Origin of the sequence: Neobacillus drentensis (assembly GCF_036962125.1) — a bacterium.
GTDB lineage: Bacteria > Bacillota > Bacilli > Bacillales > Cytobacillaceae > Neobacillus > Neobacillus drentensis_B.
Genome location: NZ_JBALOA010000004.1, coordinates 58435 through 71494, shown reverse-complemented (window position 1 = coordinate 71494; position 13060 = coordinate 58435). Strand labels below are relative to the sequence as shown.

Annotated in this window: 12 protein-coding genes; 11 read left to right on the top strand and 1 reads right to left on the bottom strand. The window is 44.0% G+C overall.

Translation table 11 applies throughout. From position 1 onward, the window contains the following. The first annotated feature begins 205 nt into the window (after positions 1 to 205). Positions 206 to 1801, top strand: a complete 1596-nt coding sequence (locus V7121_RS03855) for a CTP synthase (protein ID WP_335497107.1) — start codon at positions 206 to 208, stop codon at positions 1799 to 1801. Positions 1802 to 2087: 286 nt separating this feature from the next. Here V7121_RS03855 and V7121_RS03850 read toward each other — a convergent pair whose 3' ends face one another. Then, positions 2088 to 2594, bottom strand: a complete 507-nt coding sequence (locus tag V7121_RS03850; RefSeq protein WP_335545790.1) for a DUF2529 domain-containing protein — start codon at positions 2592 to 2594, stop codon at positions 2088 to 2090. A gap of 169 nt (positions 2595 to 2763) precedes the next feature. Here V7121_RS03850 and V7121_RS03845 point away from each other — a divergent pair, with 169 nt between their 5' ends. The 10 genes from V7121_RS03845 (at position 2764) to prmC (ending at position 12901) form a co-directional block, all read left to right on the top strand. Beyond that, the gene (locus tag V7121_RS03845; protein WP_026568193.1) at positions 2764 to 3135 is read left to right on the top strand and encodes a response regulator; all 372 of its coding nucleotides are present in this window, start codon (positions 2764 to 2766) and stop codon (positions 3133 to 3135) included. A gap of 249 nt (positions 3136 to 3384) precedes the next feature. Continuing rightward, complete coding sequence (locus tag V7121_RS03840; protein WP_335497101.1) at positions 3385 to 4242, top strand: class II fructose-bisphosphate aldolase; 858 nt, start codon at positions 3385 to 3387, stop codon at positions 4240 to 4242. A gap of 382 nt (positions 4243 to 4624) precedes the next feature. Then, positions 4625 to 5911, top strand: coding sequence for a UDP-N-acetylglucosamine 1-carboxyvinyltransferase (locus tag V7121_RS03835; protein ID WP_335497098.1), 1287 nt, complete (start codon positions 4625 to 4627; stop codon positions 5909 to 5911). 270 nt (positions 5912 to 6181) lie between these two features. Then, positions 6182 to 7144, top strand: coding sequence for a class II fructose-bisphosphatase (gene glpX / locus V7121_RS03830; RefSeq protein WP_335497096.1), 963 nt, complete (start codon positions 6182 to 6184; stop codon positions 7142 to 7144). Positions 7145 to 7448: 304 nt separating this feature from the next. Continuing rightward, positions 7449 to 8714, top strand: coding sequence for a transcription termination factor Rho (rho, locus tag V7121_RS03825; RefSeq protein WP_335497094.1), 1266 nt, complete (start codon positions 7449 to 7451; stop codon positions 8712 to 8714). A 388-nt stretch (positions 8715 to 9102) separates the two neighbouring features. After that, entirely contained in the window at positions 9103 to 9321 is a 219-nt protein-coding gene (rpmE, locus tag V7121_RS03820; protein ID WP_335497090.1) for a 50S ribosomal protein L31, read from the top strand. 108 nt (positions 9322 to 9429) lie between these two features. Next, entirely contained in the window at positions 9430 to 10047 is a 618-nt protein-coding gene (locus V7121_RS03815; protein WP_335497088.1) for a thymidine kinase, read from the top strand. Positions 10048 to 10217: 170 nt separating this feature from the next. Then, the gene (locus V7121_RS03810) at positions 10218 to 10730 is read left to right on the top strand and encodes a hypothetical protein (RefSeq protein WP_335497087.1); all 513 of its coding nucleotides are present in this window, start codon (positions 10218 to 10220) and stop codon (positions 10728 to 10730) included. Between the two features lie 181 nt (positions 10731 to 10911). Continuing rightward, positions 10912 to 11985: a peptide chain release factor 1 gene (prfA, locus tag V7121_RS03805; protein ID WP_335497085.1), complete on the top strand. Its 1074-nt coding sequence runs from the start codon at positions 10912 to 10914 to the stop codon at positions 11983 to 11985. After that, positions 11978 to 12901, top strand: coding sequence for a peptide chain release factor N(5)-glutamine methyltransferase (gene prmC, locus V7121_RS03800; protein WP_335497083.1), 924 nt, complete (start codon positions 11978 to 11980; stop codon positions 12899 to 12901). Before prfA ends, prmC begins: the two co-directional genes overlap by 8 nt. The last annotated feature ends 159 nt before the right edge of the window (positions 12902 to 13060 follow it).

The following is a 13060-nucleotide window of genomic DNA, read 5'->3' as shown; positions in this document are numbered from 1 at the left end:
CTTTTTTGGGCTCCTTAAAAAGAGGACGATACATTATTTACTTATCATACGCTCCCTACCACAGGTAGGCGGGCGTTTTTTATTGTTCAAAAAACTCATGCTTCGCGGAGTTTTTCATTTTTTTTGGGCGTAAGGAAAATATTTTTTTACAAAAACCCTTAAACAAACTGAATAATGTACAAACTGTATAAGAGGGGGAATATTTATGACAAAATATATTTTTGTAACTGGTGGTGTGGTGTCATCACTAGGAAAAGGAATTACAGCAGCATCATTAGGACGTTTATTGAAAAATCGGGGCTTAAGTGTAACGATTCAAAAGTTTGACCCTTATATTAACGTAGACCCTGGAACAATGAGTCCTTACCAGCATGGTGAAGTGTTCGTAACCGGTGATGGCGCTGAAACGGATTTGGACTTAGGTCACTATGAGCGTTTTATCGATATTAATTTAAACAAGTATTCCAATGTAACAACTGGAAAAATTTACTCAACGGTTTTACGTAAAGAGCGCCGCGGTGATTATTTAGGTGCGACCGTCCAGGTTATTCCGCATATCACGAATGAAATTAAGGAGCGCTGCTTCCGTGCCGGCAAAGAAACCAATGCTGATGTCGTGATTACAGAAATCGGTGGTACAGTAGGGGACATTGAATCGCTCCCATTCCTAGAAGCCATTCGCCAAATCAAGAGTGATATCGGCTCGGAAAATGTGATGTACATTCACTGTACGTTAATTCCGTACATCAAGGCAGCCGGTGAAATGAAAACGAAACCGACTCAGCACAGCGTAAAAGAGCTGCGCAGCCTTGGAATTCAGCCAAACATCATCGTGGTTCGGACAGAAATGCCTGTTTCACAGGACATGAAGGATAAGATTGCTTTGTTCTGCGATATTGATGCCAAAGCGGTAATCGAATGTATGGATGCAGATACACTTTATTCAATTCCACTTGCCCTTCAAGAGCAAAACATGGATCAAATTGTCTGTGATCATTTGAAATTGGTGACGAATGAAGCCGAAATGACAGAGTGGAAGGCACTCGTTGACCGTGTGGTTAACCTATCTGGAAAGACGCGGATTGGACTTGTCGGAAAATATGTGGAGCTTCAGGATGCCTATATTTCAGTGGTTGAGGCGATGAAGCATGCCGGTTATGCGTTTGATACAGATGTTGAAATCAAATGGATTAATTCAGAAGATGTGACCCGTGAAAATGTGGCCGAGCTTCTAGATGATGTCGATGGGGTTCTTGTTCCTGGCGGCTTTGGTGACCGCGGGATTGAAGGGAAGATTGAAGCGACTCGCTATGCTCGTGAGCAGAAGAAGCCATTCCTTGGCATTTGTTTAGGAATGCAGTTGGCAACGATTGAATTTGCACGCAATGTTCTTGGATTAGAGGGGGCTCATTCCGCCGAGTTTGTACCGGAAACAGCGTATCCAATCATTGATTTGTTACCTGAGCAGAAGGATGTTGAGGATTTGGGCGGAACCTTGCGTTTGGGTCTATATCCAGCACGTATTATTGAGGGTACGAAGGCGTATGAAGCGTATGAGGATGAGGTTGTTTATGAGCGTCACCGTCATCGCTATGAATTTAACAATCATTTCCGTCAAGAGATGGAAGCAGCAGGCTTTATTTTCTCAGGCACGAGCCCAGACGGACGCTTAGTGGAAATTGTTGAGTTGAAGGATCATCCGTGGTTTGTGGCATCACAGTTCCATCCGGAGTTTGTCTCCAGACCAAATCGTCCACAGCCATTGTTCCGTGATTTTATTAAAGCATCATTGCAGAAGTAAAAATTGATTGGAGCCTGTTCTCTTTTTTAAAGGGAACAGGCTTTTTTTAGAAAGACAGGTCTTTTTTAAAAGGGTAATTTCCAAAATATATCTTTTGCACAAAACCACTCAAAAATGGCACAAAACGTTTGAAAACTCGCACAAAAGGTGGCCAAACTTGCACAAAACCATTAAATTCAGGCACAAAACACCCCGATTTTCGCACAAAAGGTCTCAGACAAGAAAATTGACCCGCTAAAATAAAAAAATCCCTGGGAAATAATCCAGGGCAATAAAAAATCAAAAATTAATCCTCATATTCAGCGAGAATTTCCTCCACTGTAAACTTTAAACCATAATAAACAAACAAAGCGGCCATTGAAGATGGATAGCCATAGCGATTCCCTTCCTCATCCGGGAGCAATCCTTTGGTTAACCGTAAATCTATGACGAGATCAGCTAATTCCTGCAATTGATCTCCTTCAGAAACCACTGTCGCCACAACAACAAGGGGAATCCCCTTATCATTAAGCTGTTTGGCTACCTCAAGTGCTTCCACATCACTTGAATAACGCGTGAACATCAATACACGGTCTGCTTCCGTTAATTCCTCAGCCGACTTAAAAACTCGAACACTCTTAAACGGCTCCGCACCCTCCATCGCCTCGAACTCGACAGCCTTCATTTCCTTTGTCGCGAAAATATATATAGACCCCTGTGCAAGCAAGCGAGCTCCATCTTCAAACGAATATTCTTCCTTTTCCTCAAGCCGTTTGAACAAACCGGTTAATTGGGTGGTAAACATTTTTAACATAAAAACCCTCCTTTTCACCCCTTTATTATAAGCATTTTTTCGATATTGCAAAAATAAATACAAAATCTATAAAAAATAGCAGGAGATTATTTTCCAAATAGAGAAATATAACAAGTGATAGATGTTGGGATAATAAAAAGAGAAAAGTAACCAAGGAAGAGGTGGAGTTATGAAAGAGAAAATTTTAATTGTAGATGATCAATTTGGCATTAGAATTTTACTAAATGAAGTGTTTCAAAAAGAGGGGTATCAAACATATCAGGCAGCCAATGGCATTCAGGCCCTTGAAATTGTGACCAAACATGACCCTGACCTTGTCTTATTGGATATGAAAATCCCTGGAATGGACGGAATTGAGATTTTAAAAAGAATGAAAGTAATTGACCCGGATATCCGCGTGATTATTATGACGGCCTATGGGGAGCTCGATATGATTCAGGAAGCGAAGGACCTTGGGGCGATTACCCATTTTGCCAAGCCTTTTGATATTGATGATATTCGGGCGGCGGTTCGCAAACATATTCCTCAAAAGATGAATTAGGCTCGTTTTTTTTTGTGAAAATATAAAGTAAGTGTGTATAGGTTAAATGTGCACGCTTTCATTATGACAGTTTACAAAACAGCATCAATTTAATGGCATTTCGAACCTTGGTTTGATATGATACATATGAACTTTTTACTGGTTGGATATCTTTTTCAAGTGATACATAATCCGTAAATTTGAGGGAAAACCTTATTATGGAAGGCCATTTTTTAAAAAGATATTGACCTAATTTAAGGAGGAATAGAAATGCCATTAGTTTCAATGAAAGAAATGCTCATTAAAGCAAAGAATGAAGGCTATGCGGTTGGGCAATTTAACTTAAATAACTTAGAATTTACACAAGCGATTCTTCAAGCTGCTCAAGCAGAGAATTCACCTGTGATTCTTGGTGTTTCTGAGGGTGCTGCTCGTTATATGTCCGGCTTCAAAACTGTTGTAAAAATGGTTGAAGGCTTAATGGAAGATTTGAAAATTACCGTTCCTGTGGCAATTCACCTTGATCACGGTTCAAGCTTTGACAAGTGTAAAGAAGCGATTGATGCTGGCTTCACATCTGTTATGATCGATGCTTCTCACCACCCATTTGAAGAAAATATTGAAATTACTTCTAAAGTAGTTGACTATGCGCATTCAAAAGGTGTGTCTGTTGAAGCAGAATTAGGAACTGTTGGCGGCCAGGAAGACGATGTTGTTGCTGAAGGCGTCATCTATGCAGATCCAAAAGAATGTGAAGAGTTAGTTAAACGTACGGGCATTGATTGCCTTGCACCTGCATTAGGCTCTGTTCACGGACCTTACAAAGGCGAACCACACCTTGGTTTTGCTGAAATGGAGGAAATCGGCAAGATTACTGGTCTTCCATTAGTTCTTCACGGCGGAACTGGAATCCCAACAAAGGATATCCAAAGATCTGTTTCTCTTGGAACAGCGAAAATTAACGTAAACACTGAAAATCAAATTGCTTCTGCTAAAGCAGTTCGTGAAACATTAGCTGCATTAACTGAAGAGTACGATCCACGTAAATATTTAGGACCAGCTCGTGAAGCGATCAAAACAACTGTTATTGGCAAAATTCGCGAATTCGGTTCTTCAGGCAAAGCTTAAATACGGGAAAGATGTCGAATGTCTAACAACATTTCATCTTTGTCCCAGTTATGATAAAATGAAACCGTCCTTAGGTAAAAGGGCGGTTTCCGTCTGTAATAAGATATTTGAAAATTTAGTCGAAAACACGAAAAAAGATGAATTTCAAAAAGAAATTGAAAGCTTCTAAAAAGATTGGAATTCCCGTTCAGAAGCATAATTATTCCCATTTCGTGTAAAAATTTTTGCAAGCCATACATGAAAATAGATTTTTGGTGTAAACTAAAGGATAGACAAGCTGTCGGATTTTGACTTTTTATCTTGGAAAAATATACCTAGAGCCTCATTTCGTAATAAGCGGATTGTACCGATTGACTTACAAGGGCTTAGAAGGGAGTCGAATATGGAAAAACTTAAAATTGCGGGTGGATATCCGTTAAAGGGAACTGTTCGGATCAGCGGGGCAAAAAATAGTGCCGTTGCATTAATTCCTGCAACAATTTTAGCGGAATCACCAGTGACAATTGAGGGATTGCCGGACATTTCAGACGTTGAAATCTTGAAGGATCTCCTTGAAGAAATTGGAGGAAAAGTTCAGCTCTCTGATGATGATATGACGGTTGACCCATCTACCATGATTTCCATGCCCCTGCCAAACGGGAAAGTAAAAAAGCTCCGTGCTTCTTATTACTTAATGGGTGCAATGCTTGGCCGTTTCAAAAAAGCAGTGATTGGCTTACCTGGCGGCTGCCATTTAGGACCAAGACCGATTGATCAGCATATTAAAGGCTTCGAAGCACTTGGAGCTCAAATTACCAACGAACAGGGTGCGATTTATTTACGGGCGGACGAGCTTCGCGGGGCCCGTATCTATCTTGATGTCGTCAGTGTAGGCGCTACGATTAATATCATGCTCGCGGCCGTTCGTGCCAAAGGCCGGACCGTGATTGAAAATGCAGCAAAAGAGCCGGAAATCATCGATGTAGCGACGTTGTTAACTAGTATGGGTGCGAAAATCAAAGGGGCAGGTACGGACGTGATCCGCATCGATGGGGTGGATTCGCTCCATGGCTGCCGCCACACGATTATTCCTGACCGGATTGAAGCCGGCACGTATATGATTTTGGGCGCTGCCGTTGGTGAGGGTGTATTAATCGACAACGTCATCCCGCAGCATTTAGAATCATTGATTGCTAAACTGCGTGAAATGGGTGTCCGTGTTGAATCGGGCGATGATCAAGTGTTTGTTGATGGTTCTACGAAACTAAAAGCCGTCGATATTAAAACGCTCGTCTATCCGGGCTTTCCTACCGATTTGCAGCAGCCGTTCACCTCACTTTTGACCAAAGCAACCGGTTCAAGTGTCGTGACGGATACGATTTATGGAGCCCGCTTTAAGCATATCGATGAATTAAGAAGAATGAACGCCAATATTAAGGTCGAAGGGCGCTCAGCGATTATTAATGGCCCGATTCAACTGCAAGGGGCTAAAGTGAAGGCAAGCGACCTCAGAGCAGGTGCCGCACTCTTCATTGCCGGATTGATGGCCGAAGGAATTACCGAAGTAACCGGACTCGAGCACATTGACCGCGGCTACAGCGACCTCGTCGGAAAACTAAACGGCCTCGGCGCCACAGTTTGGCGGGAAGCGTTAACAAAAGAAGAAGTCGAACAGATGAAAAATACTTAGAAAAGCGGAACCACCCCGTTTAGCGGCGTATGTCCTGGAGCGCTTTGACTGAGATAAAGGAANNATTCGATGTTGACTTATCGTAGGGAAAAGAGCGAAGGACACTAGCCGTTGGGGTGGTGGAGCTAGACAATAGAAAAGCGGAACCACCCCGTTTAAGGCGGGGTGCTCCATTTAGATAGATAGAAAAGTGGAGCGTTACAGAAAGCGCTTAACGCTTACAGTATACAGATACAGGAGAAGCCAAGACACAAGGAGAGTTGGGGAACTATGGAGAGAAGTTTATCGATGGAGCTAGTTCGTGTTACCGAAGCAGCAGCACTTGCTTCCGCCCGCTGGATGGGCCGTGGAAAAAAAGATGAAGCTGACGGTGCAGCTACCTCGGCGATGCGTGATGTGTTTGATACGGTACCAATGAAGGGTACGGTTGTAATTGGCGAAGGGGAAATGGATGAGGCTCCGATGCTTTATATTGGTGAAAAACTTGGGACAGGCTATGGGCCGCGTGTCGACGTTGCCGTTGACCCACTTGAAGGCACCAATATTTTAGCATCAGGCGGCTGGAATGCCTTAGCTGTTTTGGCCGTGGCTGATCATGGTAATCTCCTTCATGCTCCTGATATGTATATGGAAAAAATCGCGGTTGGCCCGGAAGCAGTAGGACATGTCGATATTAATGCGTCGGTTTTGGACAATTTAAAAGCTGTCGCAAAGGCGAAAAATAAAGATATCGAGGATGTTGTTGCGACGGTTTTAAATCGCCCTCGTCATGAGCATATCATTGCCCAGCTTCGTGAAGCCGGTGCAAGGATTAAATTGATCAATGACGGTGACGTGGCAGGTGCCATTAATACAGCGTTTGATAACACTGGTGTCGATATTCTATTTGGCTCCGGCGGTGCTCCAGAAGGCGTCCTGTCAGCGGTTGCCTTGAAGTGCCTTGGCGGCGAAATTATCGGGAGGCTTCTTCCGCAAAGCGATGCTGAACTTGAGCGCTGCATCAAAATGGGCCTCGATGTGAATCGTGTCCTCCGGATGGAAGACCTAGTGAGAGGCGATGATGCCATTTTTGCAGCAACAGGCGTCACAGACGGAGAATTGCTTCGTGGTGTTCAATTCAAAGGGTCCTATGGCTCCACGCATTCAATTGTCATGCGTGCTAAATCAGGCACCGTTCGCTTTGTCGAAGGCCGTCACAGCTTAAAGAAAAAACCTAATCTAGTGATTAAATAGACGGTGCCAATAGTAAGGTACCTGACACCATCTGGCGTCAGGTACCCCGCATGGCCACCGTCTCTTAATTTAAATAACTCCTATTACACTCCATTGGAATTTTAAGTAAACTCCAAATTGAACAAATTCCCAATGAATAATAATAGAAATATTAGTTGATTAATTTTTTGCATAGAGGGTAAAATAGTAATTGTTTTATTATGCATTATTTCTGCAATTCTATTCATTTCATTTCTACTTCTATCATTATTCCTCAACTCTCTTAACAATATCTGATTGAAAATAATTAAAGTGTGGTGCACAAATGGACTTAACAATTTCAAGTTTAGAAAATATGAAGCTGAAGGAGCTTTATGAGCTTGCTCGCGAATTTAAAGTGACCTATTACAGCAAATTAACAAAAAAAGAATTAATTTTTGCCATCCTCAAATCACGTGCTGAACAGCAAGGCTACTTTTTCATGGAAGGCGTCTTAGAGATCATCCAATCAGAAGGATTTGGCTTCCTTCGCCCAATTAACTACTCGCCAAGCTCAGAGGATATTTACATTTCTGCATCGCAAATCCGCCGCTTCGACCTTCGTAATGGGGATAAAGTTTCCGGTAAGGTACGACCTCCAAAAGAAAATGAGCGCTACTATGGACTGCTGCATGTTGAAGCCGTCAACGGGGAAGACCCGGAATCGGCCAAAGAACGGGTTTACTTCCCAGGACTGACACCATTATATCCAAACCGTCAGATGAAATTAGAGACCACTCAAAAACATCTTTCCACAAGGATAATGGACGTGATTGCACCGGTTGGTTTTGGACAGCGTGGCTTAATTGTGGCGCCTCCTAAAGCGGGTAAAACAATGCTGTTAAAAGAAATTGCCAATAGCATTACGACGAACCATCCGGAAGTAGAATTAATTATGCTGTTGATCGACGAGCGTCCCGAGGAAGTAACCGACATTGAGCGTTCCGTTGCTGGAGATGTGGTTAGTTCGACGTTTGATGAAGTGCCGGAAAATCATATTAAAGTAGCCGAGCTCGTACTTGACCGCGCAATGCGTTTAGTCGAGCATAAGCGTGATGTCGTCATCCTGATGGATAGTATTACACGTCTGGCTCGTGCATATAACTTGGTGATTCCGCCAAGCGGCCGGACACTTTCCGGTGGAATTGACCCAGCGGCCTTCCACCGTCCAAAGCGTTTCTTCGGGGCTGCCCGTAATATTGAAGAGGGCGGCAGCTTAACGATTCTTGCAACCGCGCTTGTCGATACCGGTTCACGGATGGATGACGTGATTTACGAGGAATTTAAAGGTACGGGTAATATGGAATTGCATCTTGACCGTCAGCTTGCTGAGCGCCGTATTTTCCCTGCGCTTGATATCCGTCGTTCGGGAACACGGAAGGAAGAATTGTTGATTCCGAAGGATCATTTAGATAAATTATGGGCGATTCGTAAATCGATGTCCGATTCACCAGACTTTGCTGAGCGCTTCTTGAAAAAATTACGCCAAACAAAGTCGAATGAGGAGTTCTTTGCCCAATTAGGGGAAGAATTAAAAACAAGACGTTCGTAGTCGGATAGGTCTAGGACAAGCTTAATTATGGACTCTTAGATAAGTTCCTTTTTAATAGGGCTGTGTTAAAAACATATAGTTGATTTTGACACCCTGTTGATTGGAGTGGAAGGCACGAAGACTCCTGCGGGAGGACGGGGCAGGGGAGACCCCGCAGGAGCGAGAAGTGACGAGGAGGCTCCCCGGACCGCCCGCGGAAAGCGAAGTGCCTGGAACGGAAATCAACAGGCCCTTTTAAAGAAGAATCCAACAAATCCCAACTTGCCAAAATAGGTTGCCCTTGTTATAATGGGTGCAGTGTGTTTTTAGTATTTCAGTGCTTGTTTTTTTGACAGGTGCTTTATATAACTCTGTTTCGAAAGATTCAGGGCGGAAGGAGATGAAAAGAATGAAAGCAGGAATTCATCCAAATTATAAAACAGTAACGGTGTCATGTGCATGTGGTAATACATTTGAAACTGGATCTGTTAAAAAAGAAATCCGTGTTGAGACTTGTTCGGAATGTCATCCATTCTATACTGGTCGTCAAAAATTCGCTGAAGCTGGCGGACGTGTTGACCGTTTCAACAAAAAATACGGCATCAAATCAGAAATACCACAACAATAATTGTAAAAAGCACAGGCAAGCAGCAACTTTACTTGCCTGTTTTTTATTTAAATAAATTGATTTTTTCAAATAGATTTTAGGGATTTGCTAGGAAGGAGACGCCGTTTTATGTATTTAATGAAGCAATGCGGATGGGTTGAGGTTATCTGTGGCAGTATGTTTTCTGGAAAATCGGAGGAATTGATCCGCCGCGTAAGACGTGCTCAGTTCGCTAAACAAAAGATTGCGGTCTTTAAGCCGAAAATTGATAATCGCTATCATGATCAATCTGTCGTTTCTCATAATGGATCTTCTTTTCATGCGAAGCCAATTGCTCATTCGATTGAGATTCTTCACCATGTGGAAGCGGATATCGATATTATTGCAATAGATGAGGTGCAGTTTTTTGATGAGGGGATTGTTCGAATTGTGCAGCAGTTGGCTGACAGCGGCCATCGTGTTGTTTGTGCGGGTCTAGATATGGATTTCCGCGGCGAGCCGTTTGGACAGATGCCTGAGTTGATGGCAATTGCTGAAACGGTAACGAAGCTGCAGGCAGTCTGTTCTGTATGCGGTTCTCCATCAAGCCGGACGCAGCGCTTGATTGACGGACATCCAGCTTCCTACCATGACCCAGTGATCCTAGTGGGCGCATCCGAAGCGTACGAGCCTCGCTGCCGCCACCACCACGAAGTCCCAAAAACTGCCGTCTACCGGACAAGCATTGAGCAAGGAGCAACAAATTAATATAAGTTGTCGTCAGTTTACATAATTAGTACCTGACACCAAAAATGATTTAAACACTGTTAAAACTGTCTGAGAAGGGGATTCTCGGGCAGTTTTTTTGTGTTCACTTGGAATTAATTCACTTGTGCTGTTCAGGTCGGGTCCGGGCATGATAGTAATGGAGGTGTAAGATGAAAAAATTATCGTTTTTCTCATTATTTTTGCTGCTCTTCGTTAGCGGCTGTGCTGGGAATCAGGGGGCACAAGGAAATCAGAAGGCATATGACCTACGGAGTGACAATTCGGCCCATAATAATATGTCCATCCAAGGCAACAATGACCGGGATACCTCAATGAATATGTCCAACCGAGGCAAGAATAAGCAGCATATGGTTGAAGATGATATCACAAATCAAAATCCTAATTTCCTCGATTTAAAAGGGACGGGGAGTGGGTCTGAAGCAGGCGGCGCAAAAAATACAGGACAAGACATTGCTAAGGCTAAACATGTCATTGCCGCTTCGGATGAATTTGAAACAGATAATGTCTGGATCAATGGGGACCGGATGTGGGTTACTGTTTATAAAAAAGGAAAGCAGTCAGATCAGGGAAAAAATAAGGCAGAAGCACGATTACACCGCAAGTTGGTTCAGGCCTTGCCGCGCTACGATATTGAAGTACGCGTAAAAGAAAATCGCCGGTAGCATGCTCTGATTATCAGGGCATGTTTTTTCTGTGGTCTGAGCCTGAGTTCCGTTTTATAAATAGGTGTAAATGCAATATTCTTCCTCGAAAAAAATTTCCCCCAAGAATTTGGTTTTGACGGTTGTTTTCACCTATACTATAATTAGAATGTTATGGACAAAAAATTGAGGTGAATAGTCTGTGTTTGATCGTCTTCAATCGGTGGAAGATCGTTATGAAAAGTTGAATGAACTTTTGAGCGACCCACAAATTATTAATGATTCAAAAAAACTACGTGAATATTCAAAAGAACAATCTGATATACAAGAAACAGTACAAACGTATCGTGAATATAAAGACGCGCGCTCGCAACTTCAGGATGCGAAGGCGATGCTGGATGAGAAGCTGGATTCTGATATGCGTGATATGGTCAAGGAAGAAGTCAATGAGCTTGAAGCGCAAATTGTCGAGTTAGAAGCGAAGATGAAGATCTTGCTCATTCCGAAGGATCCGAATGATGACAAAAACGTTATCTTTGAAATCCGCGGGGCAGCGGGTGGCGATGAGGCGGCTTTATTTGCGGGGAATTTATATCGGATGTACAGCCGTTATGCAGAGGCGCAAGGCTGGAAGATTGATGTTCTTGATGCCAATTCAACAGGTCTTGGCGGCTACAAGGAAATTAGCTTTATGATTAACGGCCAGGGCGCTTATTCGAAATTGAAGTATGAAAATGGCGCACACCGTGTGCAGCGTGTTCCGGAGACGGAATCAAGCGGCCGGATTCATACGTCAACAGCGACGGTAGTTTGTTTGCCGGAAGCAGAAGAAGTAGACGTGGAAATTAATGATAAAGATATTCGTTTTGATGCGTTTGCATCGAGCGGTGCCGGCGGACAGTCCGTTAACACGACGATGTCAGCGGTCAGGTTAACGCATATTCCAACGGGGATTGTCGTGTCGATTCAGGATGAGAAATCGCAGCATAAGAACAAGGATAAAGCGATGAAGGTTTTACGTGCGCGTATATATGATAAGTACCAGCAGGAAGCGCAGGCAGAGTATGATTCTGTCCGTAAATCGGCGGTTGGGACAGGGGACCGTTCGGAGCGGATTCGTACCTACAACTTCCCGCAAAACCGGGTGACGGACCACCGTATCGGTTTAACGATTCAAAAGCTTGATCAAATTTTGGAAGGCAAGCTCGATGATATCATTGATGCGCTGATTATGGATGATCAGGCGCGCCGGCTGGAAGATGCCTCAAATGAGTAAAAAAGTATTCGAAGCTCTTCAATGGGCTTCTTCTTTTTTAGGTCCAGCAGGTCGGGATGCCAATGCAGGAGAGCTTTTGCTGCGCCATTTTACTGGGATGAGCCGGGCGCAGTTGTTTGCGAATATGCGCGACGAGTTAGCTCCGGGTGTGTGGGAGGGCTTTGAACAAGCGATTTTTGATCATGCCAAGGGTGTACCGGTCCAGTATATCATTGGTTCGGAGGAGTTTTATGGACGGGAGTTTCTCGTCAATGAAGAGGTGCTGATTCCGAGGCCGGAAACGGAAGAACTTGTGTATGGAGCGCTTCAACGGATCAAGCGATTGTTTGGCGGAGAGAAACAGGTCATCAAGCTCGCTGACATCGGAACCGGCAGCGGCGCCATTGCCATTACCATGAAGCTGGAAGAATCGGAAATTTGGGTGTCAAGTACCCAAAATGGTACGGAAAGTTCTGCGAAGCCAGTGTTAATGGTGTCAGGTACTGATATTGCGGAAACTTCGCTGACTGTGGCGCGGGAGAATGCCGCACGGCTTGGCGCAGAGGTGGAATTTGTTCAGGGCGATTTGCTGGGGACGTTTTTGGAGAGCGGGGCTCGCTTTGATGTGATCCTTTCGAATCCGCCGTATATTCCGCTTGGGGATATCACGACGATGTCGGAGGTTGTGACGGAGCATGAGCCGCACCGGGCGTTGTTTGCCGGAACGGATGGCTTGGATTTTTACCGCCGCTTTATGACGGAGCTGCCCTCTGTGCTAGAGAAGCGCGCGCTGGTTGGGTTTGAGATTGGGGCCGGTCAGGGCGAAGCGGTAGCGGAGCTTTTTCAAAAGGCATTTGCAAACGCGAAGGTTGAGGTTGTTAATGATATAAACGGCAGAGACCGGATGGTGTTTGCTGAAATTGGCTTCGGGGCTTAAGTTCCGGAGCTTTTTTTATTGGATTCTTTTTGCCCAATTGTATGGACTACTTGCGAGAAATTATTTACCCGCTAATCGTGCCCGTCGGCTCGTATTTTCAGAGGAAACGGTCACGAATCCGCTAATTGTGCCCAAAGGCCCTCATTTTCGGAGGGAATG

What these genes read in the sequence shown, in the direction of transcription:
- rho (WP_335497094.1), top strand. Translation starts at nt 7,449, where the DNA reads ATGGACTTAACAATTTCAAGTTTAGAAAATATGAAGCTGAAGGAGCTT.
- V7121_RS03855 (WP_335497107.1), top strand. Translation starts at nt 206, where the DNA reads ATGACAAAATATATTTTTGTAACTGGTGGTGTGGTGTCATCACTAGGA.
- V7121_RS03835 (WP_335497098.1), top strand. Translation starts at nt 4,625, where the DNA reads ATGGAAAAACTTAAAATTGCGGGTGGATATCCGTTAAAGGGAACTGTT.
- rpmE (WP_335497090.1), top strand. Translation starts at nt 9,103, where the DNA reads ATGAAAGCAGGAATTCATCCAAATTATAAAACAGTAACGGTGTCATGT.
- V7121_RS03850 (WP_335545790.1), bottom strand. Translation starts at nt 2,594, where the DNA reads ATGTTAAAAATGTTTACCACCCAATTAACCGGTTTGTTCAAACGGCTT.
- V7121_RS03845 (WP_026568193.1), top strand. Translation starts at nt 2,764, where the DNA reads ATGAAAGAGAAAATTTTAATTGTAGATGATCAATTTGGCATTAGAATT.
- prmC (WP_335497083.1), top strand. Translation starts at nt 11,978, where the DNA reads ATGAGTAAAAAAGTATTCGAAGCTCTTCAATGGGCTTCTTCTTTTTTA.
- glpX (WP_335497096.1), top strand. Translation starts at nt 6,182, where the DNA reads ATGGAGAGAAGTTTATCGATGGAGCTAGTTCGTGTTACCGAAGCAGCA.
- V7121_RS03840 (WP_335497101.1), top strand. Translation starts at nt 3,385, where the DNA reads ATGCCATTAGTTTCAATGAAAGAAATGCTCATTAAAGCAAAGAATGAA.
- V7121_RS03815 (WP_335497088.1), top strand. Translation starts at nt 9,430, where the DNA reads ATGTATTTAATGAAGCAATGCGGATGGGTTGAGGTTATCTGTGGCAGT.
- V7121_RS03810 (WP_335497087.1), top strand. Translation starts at nt 10,218, where the DNA reads ATGAAAAAATTATCGTTTTTCTCATTATTTTTGCTGCTCTTCGTTAGC.